Raw genomic sequence first — 16,830 nt, forward strand, 5'->3', positions numbered from 1 at the left:
CGGGAGCACCGACGGTCCCGGTGCTCCCGCAGGGTCGGACGTGCGTGGGCGGTGTTACGCGGCCGGGACCTTGTCGAGGAAGCCGTAGACGCCCTTGATCCGGCCGGCGTCGTCGGTGACGAGGACGTCGAAGCCGATGGCGACCGGCTCGGCGCCCGGCTCGGTCACCAGGCCCCACTGGAAGCGGGCCTGGTTGTGGTGGGCGTCGACGGTGCCGTGCAGTTCGAAGGCGAGGCCCTGGAACTGCTCGCGGGCACCGGCCACCACGGCCCCGAAGCCCTCGTGGCCCTCGACCGCGGCGAGCGGGTCGATGTACGGGGCGTCGGCGGTGAACAGCTCGGCGATGGCCGCGGCGCGCTTGTCGGCGTCCGCCTCGTTCCAGATGTCGAGGTAGCGGGTGACGGTGGTGGTCAGGTCGCTCATGCGGGCGATCTCCTTCGTGGTGTGCAACTTCGGTTCTCGGACAGGTGGTTCAGGGGGTGGCGGGCGCCCACACCGGGAGGGCTCCGGGGAGCACCTCGAAGGTGGCCGCGCTGCCGATTCCGGGCTGGTACTCGCCGTCGTGCTCCAGCGGGAGGCGGCGGCCGTCGGTGCGCTCGACGGTGATCGTGCGCCCGCGGGCGTAGACGGTCGCCGGATGGTCCATGTGGGCGGCGTTCAGGGTCAGTTCGGGCACCTGGTCCGCCGGGACGCCGCCGCCGATGACACAGACGTCCAGCAGTCCGTCGTCCAGCAGCGAGTCGGGCAGCACCAGGAACCGGCCGCCGCGGTAGCGGCCCCCGCCGACGTTGGCGAGGACCGTGGGGCCCTCGTGCACCACCCGGCCGTCGACCGTCACCCGGCCCGGGTACGGCGGGTAGCCGGCGGCCGTGTCGGCGTAGGCGCGGGCGTAGCGCTCCCGGCCCCTCAGCGGCAGCTCCCTGGCGGTGAGCAGCGCGTCGGCGATCACGCCCGAACAGGCGCCGAGGTACACGTAGTTGCGGGTCTCGGCGAGACGGGCCAGGTCGAGGCGGCGCAGCCGGACGCTGCCGCCGACGCCGGTGTCGGTCAGGATCGCCTTCAGCGACTCGCTCCAGGGCCGCTCGCCCCACAGCATCTTGTAGCCGGAGTTGCCGGTGCCGCCGGGCACGACCGCGAGGGCGGCGTGCGTGGCGGTGGGCACGAGTCCCTGTACGGCCTCGCGGACGGTGCCGTCCCCGCCGATGACGACGATCAGGTCGGGCGCGCCCGGGGCGGCGTCGGCCGGCCGCCCCAGGGCCCGGCGCACGGCGGCCGTGGCATCGCCCGGTCCGGTGGTGAGGTGCACCTCGGTGTGCTCCAGGCAGGAGGCGCACAACTGGCGTACCTCCTCGACCAGTTCGGGCGAGTGGCTGCCGGAGGCGGGGTTGCCCAGGACGAGTGCCCGGGTGGGGGCCGGGGCTGCGGTCTCTGCCATGTCGGGCGTGCTCCTTCCCGTCGGACGCACCGGCGGTGGACCGGCCATCCACGACTCTGCCAAGCACGGCTGATCCGGCGCTGACGCGCGGCTGACACCGCTCCGGGCGGCACCGGTCGCGTCAGTGTCCGGTCAGGTCCGGGGTCTCGAATGGACGAATCGGTGCGTTGGCGGCAACTCTCGCCGCGACGCACCGATTTCCGCATACACCGCGAAAGGAGTGATGCCCATGACCGCGCCGACCCGTCCGGCGGCCCTGCCCCCCGGCAGGTACACCGCCGAACTGCGCCGTGAGGCGGCCCGGTTCGCCGGGGCCGCCCGGGCGATACCGCTGTCCGAGCCCGTCCCGGCCTGCCCGGGGTGGACGCTGGGCGACCTGGTCCGGCATGTGCGCCAGGGCCACGACTGGGCGACCACGATCCTGGCCACGCGCAGCACCGAGTTCATCCTGCCCGGCGGCGACCCGTCCGGCGCCCCGGACGAGGACAGGAGCTGGACCGAGCGGGTGGCCGAGCTCGGTGCCCGGGGCGGGGCCCTGGAGGGCCGGCTCGCCGACCCGGAGCTGCGCGCACGGTTCGTCGTCGAGGGCGCGGACCGGCTCGTCGAGGCGATCGACGGGGTGGGCCCCGAGGTGCCGGTGTGGGCCCCGCACGGCAGGCAGAACAAGGAGTTCTGGCCCCGCTGGGCGGTGTTCGAGACGGCCGTGCACCGGGCCGACGTGTACGGCATGGCCGGTCTGCCGTTCACACCGGCCGCGGAGGTCGCGCTGGACTGCGTGGACTTCTGTCTGGCCGCCTTCGGGGTGCCCGAGGCGAGGCCGTTCCTGTCGCCGCTGTTCGCCGAGGTGCCCCGCGGCGGACAGACGCTGTGCTTCCGCTCGACGCGGGAGTCGGCGTACGGCCCGTCGAGCTGGCTGGTCACCTGCGCCGCGGGGGGCGTCGAGGTGACCCGGGAGATCCCGGCCGGCACGCGGGCGGACGCCACCGTGGTCGCCGCGCCCGCGGATCTGCTGCTGGTGGTCAAGGGGCGGCTGCGGCCGGGGAGCCCGCGGGTGACGGTCCGCGGCGATCGTGAGCTGCTGGACTTCTGGCTGAGCCACGCCGTCTCCTGAGCCCCGGTCACCGGTACGGCGAAGGACCCGGGTCCGCCGAGCTCTCCCTCGGCGGACCCGGGTCCTTCGGCGTCGGCGGGCGTCACCAGGTGACGGGCAGTTCCTCCAGGCCGTAGACGATCGTGTTCTCGCGGAAGCGGACCTCCTCGGGCGGCACGGCCAGGCGCAGCGTGGGGAAGCGGGCGAAGAGGGCGCTCAGGCACACCTCCAGCTCCATCCGGGCCAGCGAGGCACCGGGGCACAGGTGCGCGCCGAAGCCGAAGGCGAGGTGGCCCGAGGCGTTACGGCGGATGTCGACGCGGCCGGCGCCGGGGTAGACCGACTCGTCGTGGTTGGCGGCGGGGATCGCGACGATCACACCGTCCCCCTTGCGGATCGTCGCCCCGCTCAGCTCGACGTCGTCCACGGCCGCGCGGACCTGGTTGTCCTGCGAGATGGACCAGTAGCGCAGCAGCTCCTCGACCGCCGGCCGGTACAGGGCGGGATCGGCGCGGAGTTCGGCCAGTTGGGCCGGGTCGCGCAGCAGGCTCAGGACGCTGAGGCTGATCTGGTGGGCGGTGGTCTCGTGCCCGGCGACGAGGAAGAAGCGGGCCATCGCGACGAGGTCCGCGTGCGTCAGCTCGCCGGCCGCCACGTACCGCGTGGCCAGGCGGCTGATCAGGTCGTCGCGCGGCTCGGCGGTGCGCTGCGCGGCCAGGCGGTCCAGGAACCGCGTCATCTCGACGAAGGCGGCGTACGTCTCCTCGGGACCGGCCTCCTGGGAGAGGATGACCTGGCTCTGCTCGGTGAAGTCCGCCTCGTCCTGCTCAGGGACGCCGAGCATCCGGGCGATCACCAGCGAGGGCAGCCGGAGCGCGAAGCTCCGCACCAGGTCCACCGGGTTGGGGCCCTGTTCGACCTCGTCCAGCAGCCGCGCGACGAGCAGTTCGACCTCGGGGCGCAGGGCGCGGGTACGGCGGGCGGTGAACTCGGTCAGCGCCATCCGGCGCAGCCGGCCGTGCTCGGGGTCGTCCATGCGGCTGAAGGACATCACGCCGGGTTCGGGCGGCAGCTGGATCCGGATGGGGAAGCCGGGCTGCTGGTCGTCGGCGCTGAACCGGTGGTCGCCCAGCACCTGGCGGACGTCCGCGTGCCGGGTCACCAGCCAGGCCTCACCGCCGCGGATCCGCACGCGCAGCGGGGGCCGTTCTCTCAGCTCCGCGTAGGCGTCGGGCGGTGTGTAGGGGCAGGAGCGGGGCATGGGCCAGGCGGGGAGTTCTGACATGGAGTCCTCCGGCGGTGTGGCAGGAACGGCGATGTTTCGGCCATGTTGACGAAGGGGGCTGACCGGATTCTGATGTACGGCTGACGGGCACGCGGAGTGGTGTCCGCGTGCCCGTCGGGTGTGGCCGGCGCTGTTCGCCCGGCTCAGGAGGCCTTCGCCCGGCCGGGCAGCAGCTGGACCAGGGCGGCCACCACCGCGCAGATCCCGGCCTGCACCAGCAGGCTCGTGCCGAAGGCGTGGGCGTAGGGGTGGGCGCCGGTACCGTGGCCGACGACGCCGAAGAAGACGACGCCGATCACCGCGATGCCGATGGCGTTGCCCATCTCCTGTGCGGTGGAGAACACCCCGGAGGCGGCGGCCGCGTGGTGCGGGGCCACGCCTTCCAGGACCAGGGAGGCGAGCGGGGCGATGACGAAGCCCATGCCGAAGCCGGCGACCACCATGGCCGGAATGCACCAGACCACGGAACCGCTGCCGTCCAGCTCCCACGCGGTCACGGCGAGGGCCACGTTGCCGACCGCCTGGATCAGCGCGCCGATGGTCAGGACCTGCCTGCCGAGCCTGGCCGCGACCTTCGGCGACTGCGCGGAGCCGATGAAGAAGCCGAGGCCGAGCGGGATGAACAGCAGCCCGGAGCGGAGCGCGGACAGCCCGCGGCCCTCCTGGAGGTAGAGCGCGAGGACCAGGAAGAAGGAGGCCATCGCGGCGAAGAACACCAGCAGGGAGACCACGCCCACGCCGAACGCCCGGTCCTCGAACAGGCTCGGGTGGACCAGCGGCGACTTGTCGCGGGCGGCCTTGCGACGCTGGGTCCACCAGAACGCGGCCAGCAGCGGCACCGCCGCGATCAGGCACTCCCAGGTCCAGGTCGGCCAGCCCTGCTCGCGGCCCTGGACCAGCGGCAGCACGATGGCGGTGAGGCCGGCGGTCACCAGGATCACGCCGGTCCAGTCGAGGCCGGTGCGGCCCTCGGCCCGGGACTCGGGCACCGTCTTCGGGGTGAGCAGCAGGACGACGGCGCCGATCGGGGCGTTGATCAGGAAGATGGTCCGCCAGTCCCAGCCGAAGATGTCGGCCTTGATCAGCAGACCGCCGATCAGCTGACCGAACACGGCCGAGGCGCCCATCGTGATGCCGTAGGCGTTGAACGCGGCGACCCGGGCCTTGCCCGTGTAGGCCGTGGTCAGGATGCCGAGCACCTGCGGGATGACGAGGGCCGCCGCGGCGCCCTGCACCGCGCGCGCCACGATCAGCTCGGCCATGTTCGGGGCGATGCCGCAGGCCAGCGAGGAGAGCGTGAACAGGGCCAGGCCGATCGAGAACACCTTGCGGCGGCCGAAGAGGTCGCCGAGCCGGCCGCCGGTGATGAGCATGGCGGACAGGCCGATGTTGAAGGTCGCGGCGACCAGCTGGATCTCGGCGCTGGTCGCGTGCATGTCGCGTTGGAGCGAGGGGATGGCGACGTTGACGATGAAGAAGTCGACGTTGGCGATGAAGAGGCCGGCCAGCACCACCAGGAGTGCACCCCAGGCGGGCTTGCCTCCGCCCTCCTCGATGTCCGGTGGCGGGGCGGCCGAGGCCGCGCTGCCGGTCAGTTCCGCTTCGGTGGTCATGGACGACCCTCCTAGGTCGTTTCTGTGCTGGTGGGGGGCGTGCCGGCGGGTGTCCGCACGGCGTGCCGGGGCACGGGACGGCACTCGGTGCGACAGTCCTTCCGAGCACTGTCCCGCGCCCCGCTGACACGGCGCTGACGCGGACCTCGGCACCCGGTGGCCGCGGCGGTCAGCCCACCGGTCCGGCGGTCAGCCGCTGGAGCCGGTGCGCGAAGTGCGCGGTGACGGCCTGGGCGTGGGTGTCGATGTAGAAGTGGCCGCCCTCGTACTCGTTGTGCCCGAGGTACCGGGGGGTGCGGCCGGCCCAGTGGGACATGGCGTCCGGGGCCTCCTGGAGCGGGTCGCTGCGCCCGCCGTAGGAGGCGAGCGGGCAGCTGACGCCGGCGCCGTCGTCGTCGTAGTCCCCGGCGACCCTGAGGTCGGCGCGCAGCGCGGGCACGACCAGGGCGAGCATCTCGGGGTTGTCGTAGACCTCGGCCGGGAAGGAGCCCAACTTCTTGATCCATTCGATGAGTTCGGGCTCCGGCATCCGGCTCTGCTCCTCGGTCGGCTTGAAGAAGCCGACGGGCGACCAGCCGGACATGCCGACCATGACGGGGGCCGGGCCGCCCTCCTCCTCCATGCGGATCGCCAGCCGGAACGCCAGCTGGGCGCCGAGGCAGTGCCCGAAGAAGGCGAACGGCCGCTCGTCCAGGTCGTTCAGCACCGCCTCGTGCAGGGCGTCCAGCAGCGGCCAGAAGTCCTCGTACGTCTCCTCCTCGCGGCGGTTGTGCCGGCCGGGCAGGGTGACGGCCTGTGCGGCGATGTCCGGCGGGAGCAGGCGTTCCCAGTCGCGGTAGATGATGGCGCCGCTGCCCGCGTGGGGCAGCAGGAACAGCCGGATCGAGGCGTCGGGCGAGGGCTCCACGGGGTGGAACCAGTGGCCCTCGCTGGACATCTGACTGCCCGGGGCGGCGGTGGCGGTGGTCACGGCTGCGTACTCCCAACGGTGGTGGACGGGCCGAGGGCGCGCACTGCGGGCAGCAGCACCTCGGCGATCTCCTTCAACTGCGGCTCCGGGTCGAGGGATCCGATCCGTACGACCAGGTGCCGGGCGCCGGCCCGGACGTAACCGCCGAGCCACTCGGCGCACTTCTCGGCGCTGCCCCAGGCATAGGCCTGGATGGTGCGCATCTGCTCCAGGGAGCGGCCGTAGTAGTGGCTGATGTAGTGCTCCAGTTCGGCCCGGGCGGTGCGCTCGTCGCTGTTCACGGTGACCGTGGCGTACAGCGCGGGCGTGACGGTGCGGCCGGCCTCCGCGGCGATCTCCGCGAGCCGGTGGCGGGCGCGGGCGTAGGCGTCGACGTCGGGCAGGAACGGCAGCCAGCCGTCGTAGCGGGCGGCGGCGCGGGCGAGGACCTTGGGGGTGTCGCTGCCGGCCAGCCAGAGCGGCAGCCCGCCGGGGACGGCCGGTGCGGGCAGCCGGTCCAGGTGCTCGGCCTGCCAGAACCTGCCCTGGAACTCGCTGGGTTCGCCCTCCTCGCCGGACCGCCAGGCCGCGCGCCACAGCGCGGTGATCTCGTCGAGGCGCCCGACCCGGCCCTGGAAGGAGGCGCCGACGGAGGCGAACTCCTCCTCGGTCTCGGCCATCGGGAAGCCCGAACCGAGGCCCAGGATCAGCCTGTTCGCGGCGACGTGGCTCAGGCTCGCGACCAGGTTGGCGCCGATGAGGGGGTGGCGCAGGGCGGGGGTGAGGGCGGCCGTGCCGACGGTGATGTGCCGGGTGGCGGCGGCCGCGGCCGAGAGGACGACGAGGGGGTCCAGCCGGGGGCGGGCGGTCAGGGAGTCCCCGGCCCACAGGGAGTCGAAGCCGAGCGCTTCCGCGGTCCTGGCGAAGTCGAGCAGGGGGGCCGCGGCGTAGGTGCCGTTGATGGCCTGCTCCCGGGTGGGCAGGAGGATGCCGATGCTCAGTGCGGTCACAGTGTGCTCCCCAGGGGGTGCCGGGCCGGTGCCGTCAGCCGGTCGCGCACCGCGCGGCGCAGGATCTTGCCCGACGGGTTGCGCGGCAGGGCGTCCACGACGTGGTAGGTGCCCGGGATCTTGTAGTCGGCGATGCGGCCCCGCAGGGACAGCAGGAGTTCGCGAGGGGTGGCGCTCGTGCCGGGCCGCAGGACGACGGCCGCGTGGACGCTCTCGCCCCAGCGGTCGTCGGGCAGGCCGACCACGGCCGCCTCGGCGACCGCCGGGTGCGCGGCGAGGGCCTTCTCGACCTCGGCCGGGTAGATGTTCTGTCCGGCGACGATGATCGTGTCGTTGATGCGGTCGCACAGGTGGAGGTGGCCGTCCTCGTCGAGGTAGCCGGCGTCGCCCATGTGCAGCCACTCCCCCACCAGGGTGCGTGCGGTGGCCTCGGGCAGGTTCCAGTAGCCGAGCATCCGGGAGGGTGTGCGCACGCAGATCTGGCCGATGGCGCCGGGCGGCAGGGTGTCGCCGTCGGGGCCGACGACCTTGATCTCGGTGCCGGGGCAGGGCAGGCCCACCGAGGTGAGTCTGGTGCTGCCCGGGTGGTGGGCCGCCGGCGGCAGGCACACGGCCACGCTGCCGGTCTCGGTGCTGGCGTAGATCTGGGCGAACTCGCAGTCGTAGGTGGCCAGGCACTGTTTGAGCAGGGTCTCGGACATCGGCGCGGCGCCGTAGGCGATCTTGCGCAGTGAGGTGAACGCCTCGGGTCCGGCCGCCCGTTCGGCCGCCATCGCCTGGAGCATCGCGGGCGCGGCGAAGGTGGTCGTCACGCGGTGCTCGCGGATGAGGCGGACCGCTTCCTGCGGGTCGAACTGCGGCATGATCACGCTGGTGCCGCCGGCGTTGAAGGTGTGCAGGAACCAGCCGATGCCGGCGACCCCGAAGCCCGGCAGCGAGATCAGGGCGACGTCCTCGGGCAGCCAGTCGATCCAGTCGACGCCCGCAGCGCGGCTCGCGTGCGGCAGGGTGAAGAAGCTGCGGTGGGCGAGGACGGCGCCCTTGGGCAGGCCGGTGGTGCCGCTCGTGTAGATCTGGACGACGGCGTCGTCCGGGCCGGTGCCGGGCGTGAGGTCGGTCTCGGGCTGGTCGGCCGCCCAGGCCGACAGGCCGGCGCCGCGCGCGGGTTCGCCGTAGGGGTCGGTGCCGTCGACGCGGATCACCTTGCGCAGTCCGCGCAGTTGGTGGCGGACTTCTGCGACGGTGTCCCAGAACTCGTCGTCCACGAAGATCAGCGCGGCCCGCGAGTCGCGCAGGATGTGGTCGACCTCGTGCGGGGTGAGCCGCCAGTTGACCGGGACCAGGACGGCGCCCGCCTTGGCGCAGGCGATCATCACGAGGTAGTAGTTCGCGGACTCGCGGCCCAGGTAGGCGACCCGGTCGCCGCGCCGGATCCCGCTGGTGCGCAGGGCGTGGGCGGCGCGGTTGCTGTCGCGGTGGAACTTGTCGTAGGTGGTGACCCGGCCCTCGCAGACGATCGCGGGGTGCTCCGGTCGGCTTCCGGCGTGGGCCCGGGAGGAGTGGTGGAGCGTCCAGCGCTCCCTGGGTATGTCGGTCATGGTGGTGGTGTCCCGTCCCTTGGTGTTCACGCTGCCGGGGCGAGCTGCCCGTCGAGGAACCGGGCGAGCGCGCGGACCGTGGGGTGGTCGTGGGTGAGGGAGGCCGGCAGGGGCAGCCGGAACGCCTGTTCCAGCGCGGCCTTGACCTGCTGGGCCATCAGGGAGTCCAGGCCCAGCGAGACGAATTCGCAGGTCACGTCCAGTTCGTCGGCCTCCTCCAGGTGCAGCACGGCGGCGACCCGCTCGCGGACGGCGCCGGTCACGGCGGCGATACGCTCGGCCTCGGGCAGTGCGGTGAGGGCCCGCAGGTCGAGGCCGGTGCCGTCGTCGTCGGTGGTGCGCCGGGCGAGCCGGTCGTAGAACAGGTCGCCGGTGACGCTGCCGGAGACGTAGCGGTCCCAGTCGAACTCGCCGACGATCCGCTGGGTGCGCGGGCGCCCCCACAGCCGGGCGAGGGTGTCCAGGGCGCGGGTCGGGGAGAAGAAGCGGACGCCGCTGCGTTCGATCTCCTCGCTGAGGTGCTCCTCCAGCCGGGCCGACATGCCGACCCGGGCCCAGGCGCCCCAGTTGACCGACAGCCCCGGCACCCCGCGCCGGGCGCGCCACTCGGCGAGCGCGTCGAGGGCGGCGCTGGCGGCGGCGTAGTGGCCCTGGGTGGCGCCGCCGAGGACGGAGGCGATGGAGGAGTAGGTGACGAAGAACTCCAGGTCCGGGAAGGACTCCTCGGCGGCCTCGTGCAGCAGCCAGCCGCCGTAGGCCTTCGCGGCGAGCTGGGCGTCGATCGACTCCCAGGTCAGCTCGGAGATGAGCTTCTTGTCGTAGGAGCCGGCGGCGTGCACGATCCCGCCGAGCGGGTACGGTCCGGCCGCGAGGTGGCGGACGAGCCGGCGCACGTCCTCGGGGCGGGAGACGTCGGCGCGTACGACGTCGATCTCGGCGTCGGCGGCGAGGTCGGCGAGGAGTTCGCCGGCCTCCTCGGTGGCCCGGCCGCCCCGGCTGACCAGGGTCAGGTGCCGGGCGCCGAGCGCGGCCAGTTTGCGGGCGGTGACCAGGCCGAGGCCGCCGAGGCCGCCGGTGACGAGGTAGGTGCGGTCCGGGCGCAGTCCGCTCGGTCCGTCCTCGGCGGTCCGGTCGGACTGCCGTTCCTGCGCCGGGTCCTCGGGCAGGGCCACCCAGGTGCGGCCGGCCGGGTCGGACAGGGCGGTGCGCAGGGCCTCGCCGGTCTCGTCGAGGCGGAAGCGGGGCGCGGTGGCGTCGGCGCCTGTGGCGTGCACGACGGCGGGGGCCGGCACGGTGAGCGTGGAGCGGAAGGTGCCGTCGTACCGGACGAGGACCTCGTCGCCCGGCGCGAACCCGGTGCCGTCGGCGGCGGAGAGGACCGTGCCGTGGGCCAACTGGCCGAGCAGCGGCGGGGGTTCCTCCTCGCCCGGGGTCTCCTCGGCGCGCTCGGCCCGGCCGGTGTCGAGGGCGGCGCGGGCGTCCTCGGCGGTCAGGCCGACCAGCCGCACCCGGACCTGCACCTCACCGTCCCCAGGCGCCCGGTCGGTGACCGGGGCGAGGGCCAGGTCGGACAGGTCGCCGGAGTCGGCGGCGCGCAGTTCGAAGCCCCCGCTCCAGGTGAGGGTGGAGTCACCGGCGAGCAGCCGGCGGACGTAACGGCGGCCGGGGCGGTGGGCGACCTGGAACTCGCCGGGCGGCTCGGCCCGCCACTCCTCGGCGAGCGGGGCGAGGCCGCTGCCCGGGGCGAGGTCGACCAGGGTGGCCCGGTACTGCGGGTACTCGGTGAGCAGCACCCGGCCGAAGCCCCACAGGGTGGCGGCGCCGAGGTGCCCGCCGTCGCCGGCCGGGTCGCCGGGCAGCCACTGGGCGCCCTCGGTGACGAGCCAGAGCCGGGGCGGCCGGGAGGCGGCCTCCAACGCGCCGGTCAGGGCGAGGAGTTCGCGGTAGTTGTCCTCGCACTCGGCGCGCAGCCGGCCGGCGGACATGGGCTGCGGGCGCTGCCGCCACAGCCGGCAGACGTCGGTGACGGTCGGGTCGTCCAGGGCCGCCTTGAGGTCGGTGAGGTCGGTCAGCCAGGTGACCTTCAGACCGGGTTCGGCGGCCAGTTCGGCGGCGCGTGCGGCGGAGGGGTCGAGCAGGACGACGTGCCGGGCCGGGGCGTGCTCCGCCGCGGGCAGGGCGCGGCGCACCCAGTCGGGGCGGTGCAGGAACTGACGGCGGCCGCCGCGTCCCTCGGGGCGGGCCATGCGCACACCGAGCAGCTCGGCGACCGGGTCGCCGTTCTCCAGCAGCAGCACGTCCGCGAGGCGCCGGTCCTGTTCGCCGCGCACCCGGGCGAGGACGCTCAGGTTCTCGCCGCGCGGCTTGCGGAAGTGCCGTACCACGGCGATCTCGCGCGGCGCGAACACCGGCCCCTCGGGGTCGAGGACGACCAGCGCCTGCACGGCCGCCTCCAGCAGCTCGGCGGGCACGTGCTCGACGGCGGTGGCGTCACGGCCGGTCAGCTCGCCGGTGACCAGTCCGTCGCCGTGCCGGGCGGCGTGCAGGAGCAGCCGCATGCGGGGGCCCTGGGGGCGGCCGACGGAGGCGAGGTCGGTGTAGATGTCCTCGTCGTCGATGTGCTGGACGGCCGGGTCGAGGGTGGCGGCCAGTTCGGCCAGCTCCGAGACGGGGACGAGGGGTTCGGGGTCGGCGGCGACGACGGCGGTGGCGTGCAGGTTCTCCTCGCCGCCGACGGTCGTGAACACCTCGACCTCGGCGCCGCCGCCGTGCCGGGGGCGCCAGCGGGTGGTGAGCGCGGTCAGGGTCTCGGCGGGCAGCTCCAGCGGGGCGAGCAGTTTCAGCTCGCGCACGGCGGAGCGGGCGTGGCCCTGGACGGCGTCCTGCACGGCGAGCAGCAGGTCGACGTAGGCGCCGGCGGGCAGGACGGTACGGCCGCCGTCGGCGAGGTCGGCGAGCGCGCCCAGCTCCTCGGCGGTGAACTCGGCGTTGAACTCCCGTACCCCGCTGGCGAATCGCTCCTCGGTGCCGAGCAGCGGGTGGCGGGCGGGGCCGCCGGTGGCGGTGCGGCGCGGGGTGACGGAGGGCAGCCAGTAGCGCTTGCGCTGGAAGGCGTAGGTGGGCAGGTCCACGCGGGCGGGCGCCGGGTGCCCGGCGTGGTAGCCGGTCCAGGAGACGTTCAGGCCGGCCGCGTAGTAGTCGGCGAGCGCGGTGAGGGTGGTCGCGGTCGTGGTGTCCCGGCGGCGCAGGCTGGCCAGCCACAGGTGGTCCTCGACGCTCACCCCGCGCCGGGCGAGCGCGGTCAGTCCGGCCTGCGGGCCGATCTCGACCATGGCGTGCCGGCCGCGCTTGGCGACGGCCCGGATGCCGTCGAGGAAGCGGACGGGCTCGCCGATGTGCCGCACCCAGTAGTCGGGGGTGCCGATCTCGCGGAAGCGGGCGAGGCGTCCGGTGACGTTGGAGACGATGCTGATCTGCGGCTCGTGGAAGGTGATGCCGTCGAGGGCGGCGCGGAAGTCGTCGTAGACCTCGGCCATCAGCGGCGAGTGGAAGGCGTGCGAGACCTTCAGCCGCTCGACGCGGACGCCCTTGCCCTCCAGGATCCCGGCGACCTCCGCCAGCGCGGCCGTCGCCCCCGAGATCACCGTCTGGTCGGGGGCGTTGATCCCGGCCAGCGCCAGGTCGTCGTGGCCCTCCAGCAGCGGGGCGACCTCGTCGACCGGGGCGGCGACGGCGGCCATGCCGCCCTCGGTGCGCACGGCCTGCATCAGCCGGGCGCGGGCGGCGACCAGGGTGACCGCGTCGGGCAGGCTGAACAGCCCGGCCACGGCGGCGGCCACCACCTCGCCGATGCTGTGCCCGATGAGCACGTTGGGGCGGGCGCCCCAGGCCAGCCACTGCTGGGCGAGGGCGTACTCCAGCGTGAACAGGGCGGGCTGGGTGTACTCGGTGCGGTCGATCGCCTCGGGGTCGTCGGCGATGCCGAGCAGCAGCGCGCGCACGGAGCGGCCGAGCGGGGCGGCGAACAGCTCGTCGCACTCGTCCACGTGGGCGCGGAAGACGGGCAGGGCCGCGTAGAGGGCGGCGCCCATGCCGGCGTACTGGGAGCCCTGGCCGGTGAACAGGAACGCGGTCTTGCGGATGCCCGAGGGCCCCGCGTGCTCGGCCTCGGCGGCGTGGACCAGGAGCTTGTCCAGCGCCGCCCGGTCGGCGACGGGCGCGGCGATCCGGTACGGGTGGTGGGTGCGCGTGGTGTTGGCGCTGTGGCAGAGCGCGGAGACGGACAGCTCGGGCCGCCGGTCCAGCAACTCCCGGTATCGCGCGGCCAGTTCGCGCAGAGCGGCCGCGTTCTTGGCCGACAGGGTGAACAGCGGTGCCGCGCCGGCCGGTTCGGTGCCCGGCGCCGGGCCGGCCGGCGCCGGCTCGGGTGCCTGCTCCAGCACCACGGCGCCGATCGTCCCTGCGAACCCGAAGCTGTTGACGACCGCCCGCCGCACCTCGGCCTCCCAGGGCTCGCAGGCGGTGGGCACGCGCAGCGGGTACAGGTCCCAGGGGATGCGGCCGGAGGGCGTCGTCAGGTTGAGGTGCGGGTAGACCGTGCCGGCGCGCAGCTGGAGCACGGTCTTGATGACGCCGACGATGCCGGAGGCGGGCTCCATGTGACCGAGGTTGGTCTTCGCCGAACCGACCAGCACCGGGCGGTCCTTGGTGTGGGAGTCGACGAAGACGTCCCCGATGGCGCCGAACTCGATGGGGTCGCCGAGCGGGGTGCCGGTGCCGTGCGCCTCGACGTAACTGATGTCCCCGGGTGTCAGCCGGGCCGCGTCGAGCGCGCTGCGGATGACCTTCTCCTGGGCGGGCCCGTTGGGCACGGTCAGTCCGGCGCTGTCGCCGTCCTGGCCGACCGCCGTGCCGCGCACCAGGGCGAGGATCCGGTCGCCGTCGCGCTCGGCGTCGGACAGCCGCTTGAGGACGACGATGCCGCAGCCCTCGGCGCGCGCGTAGCCGTCGGCGGACTCGTCGAACGTCTTGCAGCGGCCGTCGGGGGCGAGCATCTGGGCGTTGGAGAACATCACCGGGATGCGCGGGTGGTGCAGGGCGTTGACGCCGCCGCACAGCGCGATGTCGGTCTCGCCGGCGCGCAGGGCCGTCACGGCGAGGTGCAGGGCGACCAGCGAGGAGGAGCAGGCGGTGTCGACGCTCATGCTCGGGCCGCGCCAGCCGAGGAAGTACGACAGCCGCCCGGACAGCGGGAACATGGTGATACCGGAGGCCAGATGGCCGTCCAGCTCCTCGTACGGCAGGGAGTCCAGCTCCAGGGCGTAGTCGATGGAGCTGGCGCCGATGTAGACGCCCCCGTTGCCGCGGCGCAGCGGGGCCGGGTCGATGCCGGCGTGCTCCAGCGCCTGCCAGGCGGTCTCCAGCAGCAGCCGCTGCTGGGGGTCCATGTAGCGGGCTTCCTTCGGGGAGATGTTGAAGAAGCCGGCGTCGAACAGGTCGATCCGGTCGAGGAACCCGCCGGCCGAGGCGATGATCTTGCCCTTGTCGTCGGGGCCCTGCGGGGTGAACGCGTCGACGTCCCAGCGGTCCCGGGGGATCGGGCGGATCCCGCTCCCGCCGTCCCGCAGGAAGGCGTCGAACTCGTCGGGCGAGCCGCTGCCGCCGGGGAACCGCAGACCGATTCCGACGATCGCGACCGGCTCGGGCGCCTGCTCTGTCTCCGTACGCGGCATGGAGCGACTCCTCAAGCTTCCTGGATGGCCTGGGTCAGGTGGTCCACGAGATGGGCGATCGTCGGCTCGTTGAAGAGCACGCTGACGTTGATCGACAGGTCCAGGAGCTGCTCCAGGCTCTGCCGTATCTCGGTCAGCCGCAGCGAGGTGAGGCCGAGATCGAAATAGCTGATGTCGACGGGCAGGTCCTCGGATTCCTCCATGAGAAGGACGGCCCGGAATTTCGCGAGGCAGATCGACTCGATTTCGTCGGCGAGTTCACTGCGCGGAAGGTCGCGCAGGCGCCGGCTCGTGCTGTCGACAGGTGGCATGCGCCTAGGCAAGCAGCGCCGGCTGACACCCCACTGACGGCTTCGGGCAGGCCGGTTGGCCGGATCGGACCGGTCAGCCGGGCGTCAGCGCCGGGTCAGATTCCGCTGTCAGGCTCGGCCTTGCTTCAAGAAATCCACTCGCCATATCCGAAAGGCTGAAGATGCTTCGCGAAGCCGCGCAGGAGGAGAGTGCTGAGGCACCTTCCGGATTGAAGAGCTACGACCTCTACATCGCGGGCAAGGACGTCGCCGGGGACGGCTGGGTCTACACCGTCAGCGGACGCTCCCTGCTGGAAGACGTGTTCACCAGCGTGAGCCTGAAGCGCTCGCTCGAACAGGACCCGGAGTCCGAGGCCGCGCAGCACCCCTACGTGGTCGGGCGCTGCGCGATCGCGGACGACTCCGCCATCGACCTGGCCACCCAGGCCGCCGCCGCTGCCGCCCCCGACTGGGCGGCCGTGCCGCTGGAGCGGCGGATGCGGCTGGGCACTCGCTTCCGCGAGGAACTGATCAAGCACCAGGACGAGTTCCTGCGCATGCTGGTCGCCGAGTCCCACCCCGTGAAGCTCGCCCGCTGGGAGCTGAGCTGCCTGTTGCAGATCTACGCCCCCGGCTCCCTGCGCTGGTACCTGAAGCAGATGCGGGTGGAGAAGGAGTACAACGGCCGCAGGCTGATCCTGCACCGCCAGCCGGACGGTGTGGTCGCCTTCAACCCGCCGCAGAACGCCCCGCTGCCGAGCGCCGCGCTGTGCGTGCTCGCCCTCATGGCGGGCAACGCCGTGGTGGTCCGGGCGCCGCGCAGCATCGCGCTGTCCACCATGTGGCTGCTGCGGGACGTCGTCGCCCCGCTGCTGGAGGAGATCGACGCGCCGGCCGGGGTGCTGAACGCGGTGTGCTCCAACCCGAAGCAGACCATGGACCGCTGGATCGCCGACCCGCTGATCAACGACATCTTCTACATCGGCGGCAGCCAGGAGGGCCTGCGCTTCGAGCAGGCCTGTGTGGCGCACGGCAAGAAGCCGATCCTCGAACTCGCCGGCAACGACGGCATCGTGGTGTGGAAGGACGCCGACGTGACGTGGGCGGCCGAGGCGATCACGGAGGCGTTCTACGGCTCCGGGCAGATCTGCATGGTCCCCAACTACGTCCTCGTCCACCCCGAGATCGCCGACGCGCTGATCGCCGAGGTGCGCGAGCAGGTCAAGGGCATCCGGCCGGGCCTGCCCGAGGAGGAGGACGTGCTGCTGTCGCCGGTGCGGCGCAGCGAGCGGTTCTTCCGGCTGCTGCGCCAGGCCCTCGACAACGGCGCCGAGCTGATCACCGGCGGGCACCGCACCGAGGTCGACGGCACGGTCTCCGAGACGGGCGTCTTCCTCCAGCCGACGGTGGTGCGCGTGGACGGCCTGGACCGGGCCCGCACCTACGACGTGGTCCGCGAGGAGACGTTCTTCCCGCTGGTTCCGATCGTGGTCGCCGAACGCGACAACGACGACGCCCTGTTGGAGGCCTTCCTCCAGTTCGTCAACAGCAACGACTACGGGCTGCGCAACTCCCTGTGGTCCCGCTCGGACCACGTCGTCGAGACCTTCGTGCGCCGCACCGTCAACGGCGGTCTGCTGAAGGTCAACGACTCGCACATCGGCTTCCTGCCCTACCTGCCGAGCCACGGCGGCACCGGCCGCACCGGCGGCGCGTTCGGCGAGGCCAACTACCCGATGCTCAAGACCTCCCACGTGCAGGGAGTCAGCATCGCCCGCGACGTCAGCCCGTACGACGCGGTGTTCGGCGCCTGATCCGCCCGCCCCGC

General features: G+C 73.3%; 11 protein-coding genes. 2 read left to right on the forward strand and 9 right to left on the reverse strand.

The window, feature by feature from the left end; translation table 11 throughout:
* Window positions 1-54: 54 nt before the first annotated feature.
* Together ACFC8N_RS05790 and ACFC8N_RS05795 are read right to left on the reverse strand one after the other, a co-directional pair.
* Window positions 55-423 (reverse strand): nuclear transport factor 2 family protein, encoded by a 369-nt coding sequence (locus ACFC8N_RS05790; RefSeq protein WP_356021661.1) that lies wholly within the window; start codon window positions 421-423, stop codon window positions 55-57.
* 49 nt (window positions 424-472) lie between these two features.
* Window positions 473-1,435 (reverse strand): diacylglycerol kinase family protein, encoded by a 963-nt coding sequence (locus ACFC8N_RS05795; protein WP_356021659.1) that lies wholly within the window; start codon window positions 1,433-1,435, stop codon window positions 473-475.
* 229 nt (window positions 1,436-1,664) lie between these two features.
* Between ACFC8N_RS05795 and ACFC8N_RS05800 the strand changes: the two genes are divergently transcribed.
* Window positions 1,665-2,546 carry a maleylpyruvate isomerase N-terminal domain-containing protein gene (locus ACFC8N_RS05800; protein WP_376286772.1) on the forward strand — a complete coding sequence of 294 codons (882 nt, stop codon included), beginning with the start codon at window positions 1,665-1,667 and terminating at the stop codon, window positions 2,544-2,546.
* A gap of 82 nt (window positions 2,547-2,628) precedes the next feature.
* On the opposite strand, the gene ACFC8N_RS05805 is transcribed toward ACFC8N_RS05800, so the two are convergent.
* The 7 genes from ACFC8N_RS05805 to ACFC8N_RS05835 all read right to left on the reverse strand — a co-directional run bounded on the left by ACFC8N_RS05805 (window position 2,629) and on the right by ACFC8N_RS05835 (window position 15,023).
* The gene (locus ACFC8N_RS05805) at window positions 2,629-3,810 is read right to left on the reverse strand and encodes a cytochrome P450 (protein WP_362821614.1); all 1,182 of its coding nucleotides are present in this window, start codon (window positions 3,808-3,810) and stop codon (window positions 2,629-2,631) included.
* Between the two features lie 143 nt (window positions 3,811-3,953).
* The gene (locus ACFC8N_RS05810) at window positions 3,954-5,423 is read right to left on the reverse strand and encodes an MFS transporter (protein WP_376286776.1); all 1,470 of its coding nucleotides are present in this window, start codon (window positions 5,421-5,423) and stop codon (window positions 3,954-3,956) included.
* Window positions 5,424-5,592: 169 nt separating this feature from the next.
* Window positions 5,593-6,360: a thioesterase domain-containing protein gene (locus tag ACFC8N_RS05815; RefSeq protein ID WP_356021956.1), complete on the reverse strand. Its 768-nt coding sequence runs from the start codon at window positions 6,358-6,360 to the stop codon at window positions 5,593-5,595.
* 29 nt (window positions 6,361-6,389) lie between these two features.
* Entirely contained in the window at window positions 6,390-7,382 is a 993-nt protein-coding gene (locus tag ACFC8N_RS05820) for an LLM class flavin-dependent oxidoreductase (RefSeq protein ID WP_376286779.1), read from the reverse strand.
* Window positions 7,379-8,980 carry a long-chain-fatty-acid--CoA ligase gene (locus ACFC8N_RS05825; protein WP_376286781.1) on the reverse strand — a complete coding sequence of 534 codons (1,602 nt, stop codon included), beginning with the start codon at window positions 8,978-8,980 and terminating at the stop codon, window positions 7,379-7,381. Before ACFC8N_RS05825 ends, ACFC8N_RS05820 begins: the two co-directional genes overlap by 4 nt.
* Before the next feature lie 26 nt (window positions 8,981-9,006).
* Entirely contained in the window at window positions 9,007-14,712 is a 5,706-nt protein-coding gene (locus tag ACFC8N_RS05830) for an SDR family oxidoreductase (RefSeq protein ID WP_376286784.1), read from the reverse strand.
* 11 nt (window positions 14,713-14,723) lie between these two features.
* Window positions 14,724-15,023, reverse strand: coding sequence for an acyl carrier protein (locus ACFC8N_RS05835; protein ID WP_071380245.1), 300 nt, complete (start codon window positions 15,021-15,023; stop codon window positions 14,724-14,726).
* Between the two features lie 161 nt (window positions 15,024-15,184).
* Here ACFC8N_RS05835 and ACFC8N_RS05840 point away from each other — a divergent pair, with 161 nt between their 5' ends.
* Window positions 15,185-16,816 carry an aldehyde dehydrogenase gene (locus ACFC8N_RS05840; RefSeq protein WP_356021645.1) on the forward strand — a complete coding sequence of 544 codons (1,632 nt, stop codon included), beginning with the start codon at window positions 15,185-15,187 and terminating at the stop codon, window positions 16,814-16,816.
* Window positions 16,817-16,830: the final 14 nt, after the last annotated feature.

This window comes from Streptomyces sp. NPDC055966 (genome assembly GCF_042269865.1).
Lineage (GTDB): Bacteria > Actinomycetota > Actinomycetes > Streptomycetales > Streptomycetaceae > Streptomyces.

Coding starts and splice junctions, on each gene's coding strand:
- ACFC8N_RS05790 (WP_356021661.1), bottom strand. CDS start 423: ATGAGCGACCTGACCACCACCGTCACCCGCTACCTCGACATCTGGAAC.
- ACFC8N_RS05795 (WP_356021659.1), bottom strand. CDS start 1,435: ATGGCAGAGACCGCAGCCCCGGCCCCCACCCGGGCACTCGTCCTGGGC.
- ACFC8N_RS05800 (WP_376286772.1), top strand. CDS start 1,665: ATGACCGCGCCGACCCGTCCGGCGGCCCTGCCCCCCGGCAGGTACACC.
- ACFC8N_RS05805 (WP_362821614.1), bottom strand. CDS start 3,810: ATGTCAGAACTCCCCGCCTGGCCCATGCCCCGCTCCTGCCCCTACACA.
- ACFC8N_RS05810 (WP_376286776.1), bottom strand. CDS start 5,423: ATGACCACCGAAGCGGAACTGACCGGCAGCGCGGCCTCGGCCGCCCCG.
- ACFC8N_RS05815 (WP_356021956.1), bottom strand. CDS start 6,360: ATGTCCAGCGAGGGCCACTGGTTCCACCCCGTGGAGCCCTCGCCCGAC.
- ACFC8N_RS05825 (WP_376286781.1), bottom strand. CDS start 8,980: ATGACCGACATACCCAGGGAGCGCTGGACGCTCCACCACTCCTCCCGG.
- ACFC8N_RS05830 (WP_376286784.1), bottom strand. CDS start 14,712: ATGCCGCGTACGGAGACAGAGCAGGCGCCCGAGCCGGTCGCGATCGTC.
- ACFC8N_RS05835 (WP_071380245.1), bottom strand. CDS start 15,023: ATGCCACCTGTCGACAGCACGAGCCGGCGCCTGCGCGACCTTCCGCGC.
- ACFC8N_RS05840 (WP_356021645.1), top strand. CDS start 15,185: ATGCTTCGCGAAGCCGCGCAGGAGGAGAGTGCTGAGGCACCTTCCGGA.